This window comes from Pseudomonas ulcerans, assembly GCF_036324125.1.
Classification (GTDB): domain Bacteria; phylum Pseudomonadota; class Gammaproteobacteria; order Pseudomonadales; family Pseudomonadaceae; genus Aquipseudomonas; species Aquipseudomonas ulcerans.
This window is the reverse complement of sequence record NZ_JAZDQN010000021.1, coordinates 79,444-96,774: the sequence shown is the minus strand read 5'-3', so window position 1 is coordinate 96,774 and position 17,331 is coordinate 79,444. Positions and strand designations below refer to the sequence as shown.

Annotated in this window: 16 protein-coding genes; 3 read left to right on the top strand and 13 right to left on the bottom strand. The window is 66.9% G+C overall.

Annotated features, from left to right (window positions below; translation table 11 throughout):
• The first annotated feature begins 15 nt into the window (after positions 1-15).
• Complete coding sequence (locus V0R59_RS18925) at positions 16-792, top strand: MetQ/NlpA family ABC transporter substrate-binding protein (protein WP_330075927.1); 777 nt, start codon at positions 16-18, stop codon at positions 790-792.
• Between the two features lie 140 nt (positions 793-932).
• A complete protein-coding gene (locus V0R59_RS18920; protein ID WP_330075928.1) occupies positions 933-1,928 on the top strand; it encodes a methionine ABC transporter ATP-binding protein in 996 nt (331 codons plus the stop codon).
• Between the two features lie 162 nt (positions 1,929-2,090).
• Here V0R59_RS18920 and V0R59_RS18915 read toward each other — a convergent pair whose 3' ends face one another.
• The 6 genes from V0R59_RS18915 to V0R59_RS18890 form a co-directional block, all read right to left on the bottom strand.
• Entirely contained in the window at positions 2,091-2,939 is an 849-nt protein-coding gene (locus V0R59_RS18915) for an amidohydrolase family protein (RefSeq protein WP_330075929.1), read from the bottom strand.
• Complete coding sequence (gene ssuD, locus V0R59_RS18910; protein WP_330075930.1) at positions 2,936-4,066, bottom strand: FMNH2-dependent alkanesulfonate monooxygenase; 1,131 nt, start codon at positions 4,064-4,066, stop codon at positions 2,936-2,938. Before ssuD ends, V0R59_RS18915 begins: the two co-directional genes overlap by 4 nt.
• 61 nt (positions 4,067-4,127) lie before the next feature.
• Complete coding sequence (locus V0R59_RS18905) at positions 4,128-5,228, bottom strand: sigma-54 interaction domain-containing protein (protein ID WP_330075931.1); 1,101 nt, start codon at positions 5,226-5,228, stop codon at positions 4,128-4,130.
• A gap of 9 nt (positions 5,229-5,237) precedes the next feature.
• Positions 5,238-6,422, bottom strand: a complete 1,185-nt coding sequence (locus V0R59_RS18900; RefSeq protein ID WP_330075932.1) for an acyl-CoA dehydrogenase family protein — start codon at positions 6,420-6,422, stop codon at positions 5,238-5,240.
• Between the two features lie 9 nt (positions 6,423-6,431).
• Positions 6,432-6,998, bottom strand: a complete 567-nt coding sequence (gene msuE, locus V0R59_RS18895) for an FMN reductase (protein WP_330075933.1) — start codon at positions 6,996-6,998, stop codon at positions 6,432-6,434.
• Positions 6,995-7,165, bottom strand: a complete 171-nt coding sequence (locus tag V0R59_RS18890) for a hypothetical protein (protein WP_330075934.1) — start codon at positions 7,163-7,165, stop codon at positions 6,995-6,997. Before V0R59_RS18890 ends, msuE begins: the two co-directional genes overlap by 4 nt.
• Positions 7,166-7,363: 198 nt before the next feature.
• Between V0R59_RS18890 and V0R59_RS18885 the strand changes: the two genes are divergently transcribed.
• Positions 7,364-7,756 (top strand): DUF4280 domain-containing protein, encoded by a 393-nt coding sequence (locus tag V0R59_RS18885; RefSeq protein WP_330075935.1) that lies wholly within the window; start codon positions 7,364-7,366, stop codon positions 7,754-7,756.
• 242 nt (positions 7,757-7,998) lie between these two features.
• On the opposite strand, the gene V0R59_RS18880 is transcribed toward V0R59_RS18885, so the two are convergent.
• Genes V0R59_RS18880 through tssE form a run of 7 tightly spaced genes read right to left on the bottom strand, consistent with a single transcriptional unit; the run spans position 7,999 to position 17,320 of the window.
• Positions 7,999-8,544, bottom strand: a complete 546-nt coding sequence (locus tag V0R59_RS18880) for a toxin-antitoxin system YwqK family antitoxin (protein WP_330075936.1) — start codon at positions 8,542-8,544, stop codon at positions 7,999-8,001.
• A complete protein-coding gene (tssI, locus tag V0R59_RS18875; RefSeq protein WP_330075937.1) occupies positions 8,541-10,547 on the bottom strand; it encodes a type VI secretion system tip protein TssI/VgrG in 2,007 nt (668 codons plus the stop codon). The genes V0R59_RS18880 and tssI overlap by 4 nt, the downstream gene beginning before the upstream one ends.
• A gap of 27 nt (positions 10,548-10,574) precedes the next feature.
• Positions 10,575-11,519: a hypothetical protein gene (locus V0R59_RS18870; RefSeq protein ID WP_330075938.1), complete on the bottom strand. Its 945-nt coding sequence runs from the start codon at positions 11,517-11,519 to the stop codon at positions 10,575-10,577.
• Between the two features lie 43 nt (positions 11,520-11,562).
• Positions 11,563-14,118 carry a type VI secretion system ATPase TssH gene (gene tssH, locus V0R59_RS18865; protein ID WP_330075939.1) on the bottom strand — a complete coding sequence of 852 codons (2,556 nt, stop codon included), beginning with the start codon at positions 14,116-14,118 and terminating at the stop codon, positions 11,563-11,565.
• Positions 14,081-15,145, bottom strand: coding sequence for a type VI secretion system baseplate subunit TssG (gene tssG / locus V0R59_RS18860; protein WP_330075940.1), 1,065 nt, complete (start codon positions 15,143-15,145; stop codon positions 14,081-14,083). Before tssG ends, tssH begins: the two co-directional genes overlap by 38 nt.
• Positions 15,109-16,911 carry a type VI secretion system baseplate subunit TssF gene (tssF, locus tag V0R59_RS18855; RefSeq protein ID WP_330075941.1) on the bottom strand — a complete coding sequence of 601 codons (1,803 nt, stop codon included), beginning with the start codon at positions 16,909-16,911 and terminating at the stop codon, positions 15,109-15,111. The genes tssG and tssF overlap by 37 nt, the downstream gene beginning before the upstream one ends.
• Entirely contained in the window at positions 16,895-17,320 is a 426-nt protein-coding gene (tssE, locus tag V0R59_RS18850) for a type VI secretion system baseplate subunit TssE (protein ID WP_375547391.1), read from the bottom strand. Before tssE ends, tssF begins: the two co-directional genes overlap by 17 nt.
• Positions 17,321-17,331: the final 11 nt, after the last annotated feature.

Genomic DNA, 17,331 nt, shown 5'->3' with positions numbered 1-17,331 from the left:
AACGGGAGTCAGTCCATGTTCAAGCAATCCCTGGCGGTCCTTGCCGCCGCCATCATCAGCTTCTCGGCCCAGGCCAACGAGAAGATCACCGTCGGCGCCACGCCGGTGCCCCACGCGGAGATCCTCGAGTTCGTCAAACCGGTGCTGGCCAAGGAAGGTGTCGATCTCGACATCAAGGTCTTCACCGACTTCATCCAGCCCAACCTGCAACTGGCGGAGAAGAACCTCGACGCCAACTACTACCAGTACCGGCCGTTCCTCGACGACTTCAACAAGACCCGCCACACCGACCTGGTGCCGGTGGTGGGCGTGCATATCGAGCCGTTCGGTGCCTACTCGACGAAGATCAAGGACCTGAAGGACCTGCCCGATGGCGCCAGCGTGGCCATCCCCAACGATCCGGTGAACACCGGGCGCGCCTTGGTGCTCTTGCATGAGGCCGGGTTGATCAAGCTCAAGGACCCGTCCAACACCCTGGCGACCCAGCGCGACATCGCCGAGAACCCGAAGAAACTGAAGATCCGTGAACTGGAAGGTGCCTTGCTGGCCCGTGCGGTGAACCAGGTGGACCTGGCCTTCGTCTTCGCCAACTACGCGCTGGAGGCGGGGATCGATACCAGCAGCGCGCTGATCGTCGAGAAGGGCAAGGACCTGTATGTCGAGTACCTGGTGGCACGGCCGGACAACATCCAGGACCCGGGTATCCAGAAGCTGGCCAAGGCGTTGAATGCTCCGGAGGTGCGGCAGTTCATCCTGACCCGCTACAAGGGGCAGATTGCTCCCGGTTTCTGAGCCTGTCTCTCTTTTGGGAGCGCATTGGCCTGTGTGGGAGCGGGTTTACCCGCGATTGCGATAGTGAATGCACCACCGTAATCGCGGGTAAACCCGCTCCCACAGGGTCCGCGATCAGCCGATTTCTTCAGGTGTCATTCATGACCAGCTTCCCCCCAGCAACCCTCACCACCCACCTGCAGCTCCAGGGCATCGGCAAGCGCTATGGCGACCTCGTTGCCCTGGAAAACATCGACCTGAGCATCCAGCGCGGCGAGATCTTCGGCATCATCGGCCGCAGCGGCGCCGGCAAGTCCTCGCTGCTGCGCCTGCTCAACCGCCTGGAAACCCCCAGCGCCGGCCAGGTGCTGATCGACGGCCAGGACATCGCCCGTCTCGACGCCGCCCAACTGCGCCCGTTGCGGCGCCAGGTGGCGATGATCTTCCAGCACTTCAACCTGCTCTCGACCCGCACCGTGGCCGAGAACATCGAACTGCCGTTGCAAATGGCCGGCGTGCCGGCAGCGCAGCGCACGCGAAAGGTCGAGGAACTGCTGCAACTGGTCGGCCTCGGCGAGCGCCGTGATGCGTACCCTGCACAACTCTCCGGCGGGCAGAAGCAGCGGGTCGGCATCGCTCGCGCGCTGGTGCTCGACCCGCAGGTCCTGCTGTGCGACGAAGCCACCTCGGCCCTCGATCCGGAAAGCACCCAGGCCATCCTGCAATTGCTGCGGGATATCAACCGCCGGCTGGGCTTGACCATCGTCCTTATCACCCACGAGATGGAAGTGATCCGCGACCTCTGCCACCGCGTCGCCGTGCTGGAGCGCGGGCGGGTGGTGGAGCAGGGCGAGGTGTGGCGGGTGTTCGGCGATCCGCGGCATGAGGTCAGCCGCATCCTGCTGGCGCCGTCGGAACACCAGGAAGACATCGACGTGGCGGGGGAGCAGGTACTGGACCTGCACTACACCGGCGAACGCGGACTGGAGCCGGACCTGGCGGCGCTGAGCCAAGCCTTGCCCGGGCTGCGCCTGTTGCAGGGCGGGGTGGAGCGGATCCAGGGCCGGGCGCTGGGGCGCTTGCGGGTGGCGGTCAGGGGTGGGGAACTGGAGCGGGTGCGGGGGTTGGCGGATCGGGTAGAGCGGGTCTCGATCTGATGTTGTCCGGGCCGGTCCCATCGCTGCATGGGTATCTGAAGCGCGGACTTTGTGGGAGCGGGTTCACCCGCGATTGCGATGGTGAATTTACCAAAGCCATCGCGGGTGAACCCGCTCCCACAGGGTCCGCGTTCCGGCTTGCCAGCGATGAGGCCGGATGCATCAACCTGGATTCAGGACCCTCTGCGCATTCCGGTAGAAGAACTTCTCCACCACCTCATCCTTCAGCCCCAGCTTCTGCGCATCCTCGATGCTCTGCGCAATCGGCCTGAAGGTATACGACGACCCGAACAGCAACTGATCCCCGAGGAACCCGTTGGCCGCCTGCACAAACGCCTCGCTACCCGCCTGGAACAGGTACATGTCCGGCAGCAGGTGGATGTTCTCGTAGCGGAAGGCGACGCCGATGGCCTGCTGCACGTTCGGCCAGTAGCCGTGGCTGGCGACGATCTTCAGCTGGGGAAAGGCCCGCGCCACGGCCGCCAGCCGTCCCGGGTCGTTGTAGGCCGGGTCGGGGGTGGTCGGGCCGCTCATGACGAACAGCGGGATGCCCCTTTTTTGCAGGTGCTCGTAGATCGGCCAGTACAGCTGATCGTCCGGGTGCCGCGCCGGCTCGGCGAAGCCGGGTTCCAGGTCGATGCCGAGCAGGCCAAGGACGTCGATGGCACGGTCGATCTCGGCAATGGCCCCTTCAACGCCTTGCAGCACCGGCTCGACGGCACCGATGCCGAGCAGTTCGGCATGGCCGTGGACCACGCTGTGGATCAGGTCGTTGGACAGGTGCTGCGCCGGGGTGTGGCGGCCGATCACCGCGGCCTTGTACAGGCCCGCTTCGCGCACTTCAGCGAGGAAGCCTTCCTGGGTCAGCGAGCGCTCGAAATGGTTGTCGGCACCACGGGTGCCGACCCGGCGGTTAAGCCAGCGCGCGGTGTCGTGCTCGGGCGATCCCGGCACGCCACCGAAGAAGGGGTGCAGGTAGGCCGGGCGGCAGCGCAGGTCGATGATCTTCATGCGGCCTGCTCCTTGCCCGCGCGCACATCGAAGGCGCCGCCGGTGAAGGCGCCATCGACGGTGACCTTGCCCTTGCCCGGCAGCAGCGGGAACACCAGTTCGGCGAAGCGATAGGCCTCTTCCAGGTGCGGGTAGCCAGACAGCACGAAGCTGTCGACGCCCAGTTCGGCATATTCCAGCAGGCGCGCGGCGACGGTCTCGGCATCGCCCACCAGCGCGGTGCCGGCACCGCCACGCACCAGGCCGACGCCGGCCCACAGGTTCGGCGCCACTTCCAGCTTGTTGCGATCACCGCCGTGCAGGGCGGCCATGCGCCGCTGGCCCTCGGAATCCATCTTCGCGTAGTTGGCCTGGGCGGCGGCGATGGTGGCGTCGTCCAGGTGGCTGATCAGTTCGTCGGCCGCCGCCCAGGCGGCCTCGTTGGTCTCGCGCACGATCACGTGCAGGCGCACGCCGAAACGCACGGTACGACCGTGTTGTGCCGCGCGGGCGCGGACGTCGGCGATCTTCTCGGCCACTGCGGCCGGCGGCTCGCCCCAGGTCAGGTAGGCGTCCACATGCTTGGCCGCCAGTTCATGGGCCGCCGGCGAGGATCCACCGAAGTACAGCGGCGGGTAGGGCTGCTGCACGGGCGGGAAGAAGTTCTGCGCGCCTTCGACCTTGAGGTGCTTGCCCTCGAAGTCGACGGTCTCGCCCTGCAGCAGGCGGCGCCAGATGGTGAGGAATTCGTCCGAGGCTTCGTAGCGCTCGTCATGCTTGAGGAAGACGCCATCGGCGGCCAGTTCGGTGGCATCGCCACCCGGCACCACGTTGAGCAGCAGGCGGCCGTTGCTGGCCTGGTCCAGGCTCGCTGCCTGGCGCGCCGAGGCGGTGGGGTTGCCGAGGGAGGTGCGCAGGGCCACCAGCAGCTTGATGCGCTGGGTCACCGGCACCAGGCTGGCGGCGGTGACCCAGGGGTCCAGGCAACTGGCGCCGGTGGGGATCAGCAGGCCGTCATAGCCGAGCTGGTCGGCGGCCACGGCGATCTGGCGCATGTAGGCGTTGGTCGCTGGCCGGCCGCTGGCGGAGTGGCCAAGGTAGCGGGTGTCGCCGGAAGTCGGCAGGAACCAGAAAATATCGAGACTCATTGCAGTGTCCTTGTTGCCATCGTTGATAGGTAGGCACGCGTAGCAAGGGTTTTCTTGGAATTCAGATCGACAGGTTGATCACCCGGCCGTCGAAGCCGCCGGGGGCGGGGCGGCGCTTGTTCACCACCAGCTCGCCGATGCGGATCAGGTGGGTGCGGGTGATGTTGCGCGACAGCCCCAGCAGCTGCGCGGTGTGCACCTGGTTGTAGTGGCAGAAGTGGTAGGCGGCGCGCAGCAGGGCGTCCTCGACCTTTTCATGCAGGCCCTCGCCCTGTTCCTCGAACAGTTGCAGCAGCGCCCGTTGCAGCAGCTCGTCGGCGCTCTCCGGGCGCGCCCGGCTGCTGTCCTCGCGCTCGATGCGCAGGTTCGACAGGTGTAGGTCTTCGGCGCGGATCACCTGGTCGCGGCACAGCAGCAGGGTGTGGTGGATGACGTTTTCCAGCTCGCGGATATTCCCCGGCCAGTCGTAGCCGGCCAGGCGTTGGCGCGCTTCCTCGCTGAGGCTGACTTCGGCATAGCCGAGGCGCCGGCTGTACTCGGCGATGAAATGGCGGGCCAGCGGCAGGATATCGCCGGGGCGCTCGCGCAGCGGGTGCAACTGCAGGCTGACGACGTTGAGGCGGTAGTACAGGTCCTCGCGGAAATGCCCGGCGTTGATGGCCTTTTCCAGCTGCACATTGGTCGCGGCCAGCACCCGCACGTTGATCGGGATGCTCTTGCGCGAGCCGAGGCGCACCACTTCCCGCTCCTGCAGCACCCGCAGCAGCTTGACCTGGATCGGCATCGGCAGGTCGCCGATCTCGTCGAGGAACAGGGTGCCGCCGTCGGCTTCCTCGAACCAGCCGGCCTTGGCCGCCAGGGCACCGGTGAAGGCACCTTTCTCGTGGCCGAACAGCTCGGCTTCCACCAGCGACTCGGAGAACGCGCCGCAGTTGACCGCCACGAACGGCCCGTTGCGGCGGCCGCTGAGGTTGTGGATGTGCCGCGCCACCAGCTCCTTGCCGGTCCCGGTGGCGCCGATGATCAGCACGCTCGCCTCGCTGGGCGCGACCTGTTGCAGGTGGGCCAGCAGCGCCTGCGAGCGCGGGTCCTCGAAGACCTGCGCGGTGGCGCGGATCGAGGTGGCCAGGGTCGGGGACGGGGGCAGGGTGAGCAATTGCATGGGCAGGCCTTATGAATAGAAGGTCGGGGTCGGGCGCGTACCGTTCAGCGCCCATTCGCCGAGCTCGTGGACGCGGTAGTCCACCGGGTCGTGCAGGGTCTGGGTGCGCAGGTTGCGCCAGTGCCGGTCGAAGCGCAGCGAGGCATGGGTGGCGCGGGCGCCGGTGACTTCGAACAGGCGGTTGCAGATATCCAGGCCCTGGCGGGTCGCGGCCACCTTGGCCGTGCCGATGGCCAGGGCCAGTTGCCCGCGTTCCTCGGCGCCCAGGCCGGTGCCCTTGGCCCAGGCCTGGTCGAGCAGGTTGGCGGCGCGCTCGATCAGCAGGCGCACGCTTTCCAGGCCGACCCAGAATTCGCCGTAGTGACGCAGCACGTGCGGGTCTTCGCCGCTGTGCCGGGCCGTGGAGCGGAACCAGGGGCGGCTCTCGTTGAGGGTGTAGTCGCGGGCTTCGGCGAAGGCGCCCTCGGTGATGCCGAGGAACAGGTTGGCGAAGTGCAACTGGGCGATCAGCGGGCGCAGGCAGGCGAACGGCGTGCTCAGCGGGCCGGGATCGAGCAGCAATTCGCTGTGTTCGACGCGGACCCGCTCGAAGGTGGCGCTGCCGCTGTCGGTCTGGCGCTGGCCGATGTTGTCCCAGTCGCCATGCAGGGTGATGCCGCTGCGGGCGCTCGGCACCGCGGCGATCAGCAGCTTGCCGCCGGCGCTTTCGTCGATGGCCGAGGCGATGAGCATTTCCGAATCGCTGGCGCCGGAGCAGAAGCTCTTCTTGCCAGAGAACTCGCACCAGCCATCAAAGCGCTTGACCACGGTGCGGGTGTCCAGCGGGTTGAGGGCGTTGCCCCAGAACCAGTGCTTGCGCGCGGTCTGTTCGAACCAGGGTTCCCACTGCTCGGGCCTGGAGAACAGGCGCACGGTGGCCAGCATCAGGTGCTGGAAGCCGAAGACATGGGCGATGGAACTGTCGACCCGGGCGAATTCACGGGTCACTTCGAGGGTTTCGCTCCAGCTGGCGCCGAGGCCGCCGTACTGGGTGGGGATCACCAGGCCGAGCAGGCCGCTGGCGCGCAGGGCATCGCGCTCGGCTTTCGGCGTGCCGCCGCGGGCGTCACGTTCGACGGCGGTCTCGGCAAAGCGCGTGGCCAGCTCACGGGCGGTTTGCAGCGGGGTTTGCAGGTGCGGGGAAGGCAGGGTCATGGGCATGCCTCAGGCGATCTTGCGCGGGGCAATGTCGATCGCCCCGCCGAGCACGGCCGCGGCCCGCTCGGCGGCCAGGGCGATACGCGCCTGCAAGGCCGGGCTGGTGATCTGGTAGTCGTGGAAGTCAGCCTGGGCGGCATACACGCCGATGGGCAGGGTCAGGGCCTGGAAGAAGCTGAACAGCGGGCGCAACTGGTGATCGATGACCAGGGCATGGCGCTCGCTGCCGCCGGTGGCGGCGAGCAGCACCGGGGTGTCGACCAGGGCGTCCTGGCCGATCAGGTCGAACAGGTGCTTGAACTGGCCTGGGTAGGAGCCGCGATAGACCGGTGCGGCGACGATCAGCAGGTCGGCCTGTTCGATGGTGGACAGTTGTGCTTCGACGTCGACGGGCAGTTCGTCGCGCGACAGGGCGCCGCCGACCGGACGAGCGATATCGCCGAGCTCGATGACCTGGGCGTTGAAGTCCAGGTGCTGGCCGAGGGCGGCGATCAGGGCCTCGGTCAGGACCAGGGTGCGCGACGGACGCCAGGCGCCGCCGGAGACGGCGACGATGTTGAAAGCGATGCTCATGGTGCGGATTCCTTGGCTGCGTTGATGTCCTGGCTTGAGCAAGAGCTGTTCCAGTTTTGCAAAGCCTTTTGAATCAATGGGTTGCGCTTTGTTTGCGACGGGCCGGGTGTTGCCTTGGTGGAGAAACTGTTGATCCGGTGTTGATGGATGAACAGTTGGCCGGCCAACAGTGGCTCGATGGGGGAAGTTTTAAAGGGGAGGTGATATTCAGTCCAATTATCAATAAAGATAAATTAATAGCTTTTCGGAATATAAGGTTGTGCACGCAGCTCATGTGAGCGGATTGCCGTTGATTTGAGGTGAGGGAAATTTCCTACAGATGGGCTACAGTCGACCCCCACAGAGACCAACCCGCGGAGTCAGGAATGTCGTGTCCCCAGGTCGTTACCGGCGCCTTGATGCAATGCAGCTTCGGCGCTGCGCCCTGTGCCTTGAACGTGTTGCCGGTGAACCGGGTGATGGTCGGTGGCGTGCCGGCGGCGAACATCATGGACCATATCCCGCTGGTCAATATTCCCACCTTCGGCATGTGCATGAGCATGGCCAACCCCATGGTCGCCGCCGCGACGGCCGCCGCCCTCGGCGTGCTCACGCCGATGCCGTGCATCCCGGCCACGGCCGCGCCCTGGATTCCCGGCGCACCGACGGTGCTGCTGGGCAACATGCCGGCGCTGGACGCCAACTGCACGTTGATGTGCAACTGGGCGGGGGTGATCAAGATCAACTTTGCGGGGCAGGTGCAGACGTTGATTCCGTGATGCTGATGCACACATCTCGGTCAAGTGAAGCGTGGTCCCTGTGGGAGTCCACCCAGCCCTTCAGGCTGCGCTGTCGAGCAGAGAACAGTTCCACAAGCGACGCGGACTTTGTGGGAGCGGGTTTACCCGCGATGGCGTCGGTGAATTCACTAGCGCAATCGCGGGTAAACCCGCTCCCACAGGGGCCGCGTTGACCTCTAGGCTGATGTGTAGATACCGATGCAGCGATAAGGCCATCAGCATCACCCCTGCGCCCCACTGCTCCACCACCATTTCAACCGCGACACCGGCTTCCCCGCCGCATCCAGCGGCCGGCCGTCCGCGGCATACTGCTGCCCCGGATCCAGGGCCTGGCCATTGAGGTACTGGGCCTTGTACGCCAGCTTGCCATTGGCATGGAAGCGCTCCTGCAACCCTTCGCGCACGCCGTTGTTGTACAGCTCCCGCTCGGCCATGGCGCCATCCGGGTAGTAGCTGATCGCTTCGCCGTGCAGCAGGCCGAGGCGGTAGGTCGCCGAACGCAGCAGTTGCCCTTCGGCGGAGTAGAAGCGCGCCACGCCTTCCAGCCGGTCGTTGCGATAGGGCAGTTGCGCGGACAGCCGGCCATTGGCGTGAAAGGTCTGGCTCTCGCCTTGCAGCGCGCCACCGGCATAGTTCAGCAGGGCCTGCGGCCGCGCCTGTTCCTCGATGCGCAGCGGTCCGTTCAGCTCGCCTTCGAGCAGCCGCCCACTGAGCCGCGAATCACCACGCTCCAGCTGGAAGGCATCACCGCGGGTCACGGTCTTCAATTGATCTTCACCAGGCCACCCTTGATGGTCAGCATGCCGCCGCCGTCGACGGTCTGTTCCGCGCCGCCCTTGTTGGTCAGGCTGACCCCGGCATCGTTGGTCATGGTGGTGCCGGCCTTGTTCTCCAGGGAGGTGCCGGCCTGGTTGGCGAAGGAGGTACCGGCCTTCTGCGCGATCGAGGTACTGGCCTGCACGGCCAGGTCGGCGCCGCTCTTGATGCTGAAGCTGGCGCCGCTCTGCAGGGTGATCTTGCCGGTGACCTTGATGCTCAGGTCGCCATCGATGGTCAGGCTGTAGTCGCCGCTGACCTTGTCGGTGTAGTTGCCACCGGTCTTGTGGGTCTGGTCGCCGCCCACGGTGACGGTGCGGGTGTCCTTGACGTCGAGGCTGTCGCTGCCGGTCTGGATCTCCACCGTGCGCTTGCCCTTTTCCAGGGTGACCTTCTCGTCGCCTTCCTTGACCGTGCGCGTGCGGGCGTTCTGCACCGTCTGGGTCTCGTCGTGGCCGATGGTCACGGTGGCGTCGTTGAGCACGTTGGTATTGAAGTCCTTCTGTGCCTGCAGGAACACTTCCTCGCTGTCCTTCTTGTCCTCGAAGCGCAGGGCATTGAAGCCGCCGCCGCCCTTCGACGAGTTGGTCTTGATCCCGGACTGGGTCTGGTTGTCCGGCAGGGTCCAGGGCGGGGTGTTGTCGCCGTTGTACACGCAGCCGCTGACCAGCGGGCGGTCCGGGTCGCCGTCGATGAAGGTGACGATCACCTCTTGCCCGACCCGGGGCACGAACTGCATGCCGAAGGCCTTGCCGGTCCACGGCAGGACCACGCGGACCCAGCAGGAGCTGGTTTCGTCGCTCTTGCCGTCGCGGTCCCAGGGGAACTGGATCTTGATCCGGCCGTGTTCGTCGGTCCAGATTTCCTCGCCGGACTTGCCCACCACCGTGGCGGTCTGGGTGTGCATGCGCGGCTTCGGCGTGACCCGTTGCGGCCGGTAGGGCGTGGCCTTGGGGATGGCTTCGAAGCGGTTGCGGTAGTGTTCGTGGCTGGCCTCGTGGGTCACCGAGGTCAGCACCCAGTCGCCGTTGACGCTGTCGTCGTCGTGGCCGGCGAGGGTGAAGTAGTGCCCCGGGACCAGCCAGCGGCAGTCACTCTCGCCGACGAAGCGCTTTTCCTGGGTGCGCAGGCCGTCGACCCGCTGCTTGGTCAGGGCGTCGCCCCGGGACTTTTCCAGATAGCCGCCGGGGTGGTCGTACAGCGTCAGCGGCCCGGCCTTGGCCTCGGCCTGGCTGTACAGCGCGGTGGTCGGCGTGGTGAAGGCGTAGTCGTTGGCCGAATAGACCCCGGCCACCGCCTGCAGCACCAGCTGGCCGCTGCGGATGCCATGCAGCTCGCGGCCGCCCATGCCCTGGCCGAGGTACTTCAGTGCGGGGCCGTTGGGGATCGCCGGGAAGGCATCGTTGTTGTCGGCCAGGACCAGGGTGTGCACGCCGTCCTCGTGGGTGAAGAACCAGAAGATGCCGTCCTCTTCCAGCAGCCGGGAGATGAAGGTGAAGTCGCTCTCGCCATACTGCACGCAGTATTCCCGCGCGGTGTAGCTGCCGGTCAGCGACAGCTTGTAGTCGCTGAAACCGTGGGCGTCGAAGATCTTCTTGGCGATGTCCGAGGTGGTCAGGTTCTGGAACACCCGGTTGTTGCTGGCCAGGTTCAGCCACCACAGCCAGGGTCGCAGCAGCAACTGGTAGCGGTCGGCGCTGGCATCGCCGGGCATCTGGCGGATCTCGGCGACCAGCCCGTCCAGCGGGCGCAGCTTGTCGTCGTTGTGCAGGGTCGCGGTGACATGGCTGGCCACCGCGCTGGTCAGGGTCAGGGCGGTTTCCGAGTGCCCGCGCAACAGGTGCGTGCCGAGGCCGTTGAGCAGTTCGGTGCCGCTCAGCGACTCGGGGTAGAGGTCGCTGAGGGCGCTGGCGCTCAGGGAGAGGCTGGTGGTGCTGTCGGTGGCGCGGGGCATCGGGGGTACTCGGCAACGGCGGGTGAATCACTTGTTGGTGGGGAAATGCATGGTGAAGGCGCCAGGGTTGGCCCAGCCCTTGATCTCGTTCAGATAGCCTTCCAGCGTCTGGATGTTCAGGTTGCGGTGGGCGTTCCAGTTGGTCTGGGCAGTGGTCAGCTCGGCGACTACCGGGTGGCCGGCATTGAAGCCCTGCTGCGTCAGCGAACCGAGCAGGCGAGTGTAATGCAGATTGCCCGCCTGGGTGCTCTCGCGAAAGCGTGCCAGCAGCGAAGTGAACTTCTCGATGGCCCTCTGGTGGTTGACGCTTTGGGTCTTACCGGATTGAAGCTTGGCCAGGGTGCCCAGTTCCTTGTCTTCGTTGCGATGGAAGTGGCTGGAGTAGGCCGAATAGCGACGGGTTCGATTGGGCAGGCCATTGCCGCCCAGGCGGTGCTGGGTGACGGCATAGTCGTTCTGGTGCAGATGACTGGCCATCTGCATGCCCTCGGTGGGGTTGCCGTTCTGGTTGTGCAGCACACCGTGCAGGTCGTTCGACATCACGCCGTTTTCCCAGAACACCACGTGCGGGTCGAACACATGGTTGTTGTTTCTCGTGTTGGTCAGCGACCAGCCCGGGAACAGGTTCATCGGTTCCCAATCGTAGATCTTGTCGAAGCTGTAGTTATTGGTCGGGTCCCAGTGCGGCTTGACCTGCACGTTGCCCATGGCGTTGGGCGCCGATTCGACCAGGTCCGCGACGTTGCGGTAGGCGGCGCCCGCGTAGTGCAGCAGGTTGAAGATCACGTAGATCCGCGAGAACAGCAACGAGCCCATGGGGTTGGCCACCTTGAAAAGCTGATCCAGGTCGGTGTTGCGGATCTTGTGGCGCTTCTGCAGCGAGCTGGCCAGGCCGCCGCCCAGTTCGTCGTCGTTCTTCAGCGACTGTGCTGCGCATTCCATGAGAAACAGATTCAATGCCGATACGTGCATGCCAGGTATTCCTGTTCAATCCGGATAAAAGGTTTTACGCAACTCACTCCAGCGCCCATTCCGCCAGCGTCCCCGTCACCTGCTTCATCAGCACGTTCTCGATATCCCGCGCCCCGGCGCCGCTGCACTTGGCCAATACCGCCTTGACGATGCCGCGGTCGAAGTCGAACTGCTTGCCGGTGGCGGCCTTGTAGCGGTCGCGCAGCTTTTCCAGCTTGTGCAGGACGATGCCTTCCAGGGTCGCTTCGTCCAGCGGGTGGTAAGGCACCACGGTCATGCGCGCGAGGAAGGCCGGGCGGAAGGCCTGCAGCAGCACCTTGTGCAGGCGTTCGTTGAACACTTCGCCGTCGAGGTCGGCCTTGGGCGTGTCGAGGATCAGTTCGGCGCCGACGTTGCTGGTGGCGAGCATCACGGTGTTCTTGAAATCAACGATCAGGCCGCTGCCATCCTCCATCACGCCCTTGTCGAAGACGTTGTAGAAGGCCTCCAGCACATCCGGGTGGGCCTTCTCGATCTCGTCCAGCAGCACCACCGAATAGGGCTTGCGCCGCACGGCTTCGGTCAGCACGCCGCCGCTGCCATAGCCGACATAGCCGGGTGGCGCGCCCTTGAGCTGGCTGACGGTGTGGGCCTCCTGGTACTCGGAGAGGTTGATGCTGATCAGGTTGCGCTCGCCGCCGTACAGGGCGTCGGCGAGGGCGTAGGCGGTCTCGGTCTTGCCGACGCCGGTGGGGCCGGGGAGGAGGAACACGCCCACCGGTTTCTGTGGGTCGGTGAGCCCGGCACGGTAGGCCTGCAGGCGCTGGGCGATGGTGTCGAGGGCGGCTTTCTGGCCCATCACCCGCTGGCCCATGCGCTGGCCGAGGGTGCGCACGGCATGGGCTTCGTCGGCGAGCATCTTGCCCACGGGGATGCCGGTCCAGCCGGAAATCACCGCGGCGACGATCTTCGAGTCGACCTGCTCGGGTACCAGCGGATCGTCCTGGCGGATGGCGTCGAGTCCGGCTTCCAGGCGCAGCAGCTCGGCGGCCAGGTAGTCGATGCGGCTGTCGGTGTCCGGGTCGCGCTTGTCGCCATCGGCGTCGGCGCGCTCGCTCAGTGTCAGCAGTTCCTGGCGGGCCTCCAGGAGTTCGCGCACGGCTTCGCGCTCTTCGCTCCAGCGGGCTTCCAGCTCGCGCATGGCGTCCTGGTTGACACTCAGTTCCGCCTCCAGGCCGGTAATGCGCTCGCGATGGTCCTGGCCGGTGGCTTGCTCGCGGCGCAAGCGCTCCAGTTCCTCGTTCAGGCTGTGCTGGCGATGGCGCAGGTGCTCCAGTGGCGGCGGCACGTCGTGCTGGCCGAGGGCGACCCGGGCGCAGGCGGTGTCGAGGATGCTGATGGCCTTGTCCGGCAGCTGGCGTCCGGAGATGTAGCGGTGCGACAGCTTCACCGCGTCCTGGATCGCGCTGTCCAGTACCTGCACGCCGTGGTGCTGCTCCAGCTTGGCGGCGATGCCGCGGAGCATCTTCACGCAGGTGGCCTCGCTGGGTTCCTCGACCTGCACCAACTGGAAGCGCCGGGCCAGCGCCGGGTCCTTCTCGAAGTACTTCTTGTATTCCTGCCAGGTGGTGGCGGCCAGGGTGCGCAGCTCGCCGCGGGCCAGGGCCGGCTTGAGCAGGTTGGCCGCGTCGCTGCCGCCTTCGGCACCGCCGGCACCGATCAGGGTGTGGGCCTCGTCGATGAACATGATGGTCGGCTTGGGCGCGTTACGCACCGCGTCGATCACGCCCTTGAGGCGCTGCTCGAACTCGCCCTTGACCCCGGCGCCGGCCTGCAGCAGGCCCAGGTCGAGAACCCGCAGGCAGACATCCTGCAGCGCCGGCGGCACGTCGCCGGCGGCAATGCGCAGGGCCAGGCCTTCCACCAGCGCGGTCTTGCCCACGCCCGGGGCGCCCACCAGGATCGGGTTGTTCTGGCGGCGGCGCAGGAGGATATCGATGCACTGGCGGATCTCGCCTTCGCGGCCGATGATCGGGTCGATGCGCCCGGCCCGGGCGTCGGCGGTGAGGTCCTGGGTGTACTGCTCAAGGACCGGGTCTTCGGCGCCTTTGCCACCAGCCTTGCCACGCTTGGCCGGGGCGTTGGCGGCGGGTTGCTCGCGGGAGGTGCGGGTCAGCTCGGCGAACTGGCCGCGCAGGCGGTCGAGGGGGATGGCCAGCAGCGCGGCTGCGCTGTTGAGCAACGGGCTGCGAAATTCCTCGCGCTCCAGCAGGGTCAGCAGCAGTTGCCCGGAACGCACGCTCTGCTCGCCGCCCATGCTGGCCTGCAGCACGGTTTCCTTGAGCAGGTTGATGGTCTGCGTCGACAGCGAGGGCGTGCGTGTGCTGCCGCCCTTGAACAGCTCCAGGGCGCGGTTGATCTGCTCGCCGAGGGCATCGCGCTCGACCTTGAAGGCCGGCAGCAGGCAGGCCAGGTCGCCACCGTCGATCTCCAGCAGTTCGAGAAGGAAATGCTCGATCTCGACGAAATGATGGCCGCGCTGCAGGCAGCGCTGCGCGGCTCGTTCCAGGGCGTCGCGGGTGTCACTGTTCAACCGGGCGATCAGGCTGCCGAGTTCCATGTTCAGTCCTTGCCGACGGGCGCAGTCGGGTTTCGATTCGCTGACGATGAGCCGGGTTGCTCGCGCGCTGCAACCCGGTGTTCCAGTTCAACTGCGGGCGCTGGTCGCGCTTGAGGTACAGCGGCTGCGCACCTTCGATCTCCAGCACCAGGGTGCAATCCAGGTCGGGGCCGAAGTACAGCGCGGCGAGGTCGGCCAGCTGGCTGTGCACCTCGCTGCCCGGCAACAGGCTGTCCGCCTGCTCGCTGCTCAGCGGGCCGAAGACCAGGGTGATGCCGGCCTGCTCGTCCCAGATGCGCTTGCCGGCGATCGCCGTGCGGCCCAGGCCGAGGTTGCGCCGTCCGCGACCGAGCACGCTGCGGCTGGCCGGGGGGATTTCGCACCAGGCGCCGGTGTAGGGCTCGATGCGCAGCGGCAGGGCGAAGTGATGGCGGACGATGGCGGTGAACCCGGCCAGGGAGCGGCGCCCGCCAGCGAGCAGGGCGGTGCGTGCCAGCAGGGCGGCATCCGGCAGGCGCTGGCGCTCCTGCAGGCCTTGCGGCAACAGGCCGGTGAGGGCGCGCAACTGCTGGTGCACCGGGCTGGTGCCGGGCTCGGCGAAGCCGAGGGCGATACGGTGCTTGCGCAGGGCGCGATAGAGCAGGCTGAGCAGGCGGTGCTGGAACAGATCGAGGAACTCCGCCGGGGCATGGTCGCGGGCCAGCGCGCGCTGTTGCAGCCATTCCTGGAAGGCATAGGGCAGCGGGCCATCCGGGCCGCCGAGGCCGAACACCGGGGTGCTCAGGATCGGCCGCGGGTCGTGGGCGTCGTGGCTGAGCTTTTCCACCTGGCTGGCGGGAAACACCGGGGTCAGCGGGCCGCGCAGGCGCACCGCCTCGTTCTGCGGCACGCTGCCACAACCCAGCGAGGTGGCCTTGCGGTTCTCGTGTTCGAGGATCAGCAGGGCCTGGAGCAGCTCGAAACCTTCGGGCCGGTCGCGCAGGGTGTCGCTCAGAGGCTCAGGGGCATGCCGGCCTGCGGGCTCCATGTCTTGATCTCCTTGGTGGCGTCATCGGCGTCGACCAGCACCGTACTGATATAGCGGTTGGCGGTGGCATACAGCGAGAAGAACTGCGCCAGCACCGCGGAAAACAGCACGGTGCTGTGGCCGACGAAGTGCGCCGGGTCCAGTTGCACCCGCACTTCCAGGCCCTTGCGCCAGCCGCGCCAGGCGTCGTCGCCGACATGGGCGACGCGGCGTTCGCTGCTCAGGCTCTTCAGGCCGTCGATCTGCCGGCCGGCGCTGGCCTCGTTGCGCAGGTTGTGCAGGGTCAGCATCTCGCGCAGGGCGTCGAGGGCCTGCGGGCCTTCCACCAGCGACAGATGGTTGAGGGTCAGTTGCGAGACCAGGCGCCAGCGCGATTGCCCGTCCAGGTGCGGCACGCCCTGGGAGCTGGGTGGATTGACCAGGCGCGCGCTGGCGGGCGCGCCGGGACGTTCGAACGACAGCTGGGTGCCGGCGGGCAGGCTCTGCGCCAGATGGCGGTTGGTGCACAGCAGTTCGGCGCTGAGGCTGAAGTTCCAGGCCTGGCGCAGCGGGTCGAAACCCGGATCGACCAGGCTCAGCAGCAGGTCGCTGCCGAGTCGGTTGGGGGTCAGGCCATTGATCCGCCGCGCATGCCAGTACAAGGTGGCGGCGCTGTTGTGCTGGCTGCCGTAGTAGGGCGCCAGCGGGCGCAGCGTGCCGTCGCTGCCGAGGGCGCGCAGGCTGCGGATGCTGTGGATCTCCACGCTGTTCTCGCGGTGGCTGTCGGCGACCAGGCGGTACTCGCTGCTGCGTCCGTCCGGGCGCAATGGCTCGGAGGTACGTCGGAACAGATTGATCGCCGGTGCGCAGCCCAGGACGATGTCGCTGGCCTGGAGGTGCAGGTGCGGCGGCGCCGGGCGATCGAAGACCAGGTACAGGTACAGGCTGTTGCCTTCGACCCGCGAGGGATCCACCGGCACATCGAAGAAGTGGAATTTCTCCGGGAAGGCGAAGTACTCGGCGAGCAGGCGCAGGCCGGGATGCACGCCGTCTTCGTCGGGCAGCAGGGCCTGGTCGTCGGCGAAACCCACCACCTGGGGCAGGCCCGGCAGGCGTTGCAGCTTGTCGCGGCTGCTGCCGTTGAACAATGCCAGGGTATGGGCGCCCAGCAGGTCGTAGAGGGTCGCGTTGACCATCGGCGAGGCGTCGAGGTGCAGGCGCAACTGGCGCACCCCGAGCTCGGCCCAGGAGGCCTTGCCCACGCAATCGATGCGCAGACGCAGGGCGCAGCCAGCGTCGTACTGGCCGCTCAGTTCGCGGGCCTCGTCGCCGCCGAGCAGCACCGCCTCGGCGACCTGCAGCGGCCACAGGGTGACCTCGGCGCCGGTACGGAAATGGATGCTGTCGCCGCGGGTGGTGGTGACGAACAGCGGGGTATCCCGTGGCATGGGGTAGCCGGTTTCCAGCGCACCCTTGGTCGGGTCCGGTTCGAAGCGCACGATGGCGCACGAGGGCAGGGGACGCAGGGCCAGCGGGTAGAGCTGTTCCAGCAGGGCGTCGCTGAATTCGGCGTAGTCGTCGTCGAGGCGCCGTTGCAGGCGTCCCGAGAGCAGGGCGAAGCCTTCCAGCAGGCGTTCGACATGCGGGTCCTGGCTTTCGCCCGGCGACAGTTCCAGGCGCCGCGCCACCTTCGGGTAGCGCTGGGCGAAGGCACTGCCGGCGTTGCGCAGCCAGGTCAGTTCACGCTGGTAGTAATCGAGCAGTTGCGGGTCAATCGAGTCGCTCATGGCTGACCTCCAGGCCCGAGTCGCCCGTCTCCAGGACAAAGGCCACCGGCCATTGCTGGCCGCCCTCGCGGAGCATGCCGCTGAGCAGGATGTTCAGGCTGCGCGGTTGCCCGGCCACCAGGCGCACTTCCACTTCGCCCAGGCGCAGGCGCGGTTCGAAGTGGCTGATGGCGGCACGGATTTCCCGGGCGATGCGCCGGCGATCGTCGCTGTTGCTGGCCTGCAGGCCGCTCCAGTCGCCGATGCCGTAGTCGAGCACGGTGGGCGGCGCAGTCAGCGCCGGGCCCGCGCGGCGGCTGTTGAGCAGGCGCGACAGCTCCTCGCGAACCGAGGCGGCCAGGGCATGGCGGTCGAGCAGGTGGGCGTCGCCCGCCGTCCCGGCCAGGCGTTCGAAGAGCAGGGGGCGCATGCCGCTGGACA

Coding starts and splice junctions, on each gene's coding strand:
- V0R59_RS18925 (WP_330075927.1), top strand. CDS start 16: ATGTTCAAGCAATCCCTGGCGGTCCTTGCCGCCGCCATCATCAGCTTC.
- V0R59_RS18920 (WP_330075928.1), top strand. CDS start 933: ATGACCAGCTTCCCCCCAGCAACCCTCACCACCCACCTGCAGCTCCAG.
- V0R59_RS18915 (WP_330075929.1), bottom strand. CDS start 2,939: ATGAAGATCATCGACCTGCGCTGCCGCCCGGCCTACCTGCACCCCTTC.
- ssuD (WP_330075930.1), bottom strand. CDS start 4,066: ATGAGTCTCGATATTTTCTGGTTCCTGCCGACTTCCGGCGACACCCGC.
- V0R59_RS18905 (WP_330075931.1), bottom strand. CDS start 5,228: ATGCAATTGCTCACCCTGCCCCCGTCCCCGACCCTGGCCACCTCGATC.
- V0R59_RS18900 (WP_330075932.1), bottom strand. CDS start 6,422: ATGACCCTGCCTTCCCCGCACCTGCAAACCCCGCTGCAAACCGCCCGT.
- msuE (WP_330075933.1), bottom strand. CDS start 6,998: ATGAGCATCGCTTTCAACATCGTCGCCGTCTCCGGCGGCGCCTGGCGT.
- V0R59_RS18885 (WP_330075935.1), top strand. CDS start 7,364: ATGTCGTGTCCCCAGGTCGTTACCGGCGCCTTGATGCAATGCAGCTTC.
- tssI (WP_330075937.1), bottom strand. CDS start 10,547: ATGCCCCGCGCCACCGACAGCACCACCAGCCTCTCCCTGAGCGCCAGC.
- V0R59_RS18870 (WP_330075938.1), bottom strand. CDS start 11,519: ATGCACGTATCGGCATTGAATCTGTTTCTCATGGAATGCGCAGCACAG.
- tssH (WP_330075939.1), bottom strand. CDS start 14,118: ATGGAACTCGGCAGCCTGATCGCCCGGTTGAACAGTGACACCCGCGAC.
- tssG (WP_330075940.1), bottom strand. CDS start 15,145: ATGGAGCCCGCAGGCCGGCATGCCCCTGAGCCTCTGAGCGACACCCTG.
- tssF (WP_330075941.1), bottom strand. CDS start 16,911: ATGAGCGACTCGATTGACCCGCAACTGCTCGATTACTACCAGCGTGAA.
- tssE (WP_375547391.1), bottom strand. CDS start 17,320: ATGCGCCCCCTGCTCTTCGAACGCCTGGCCGGGACGGCGGGCGACGCC.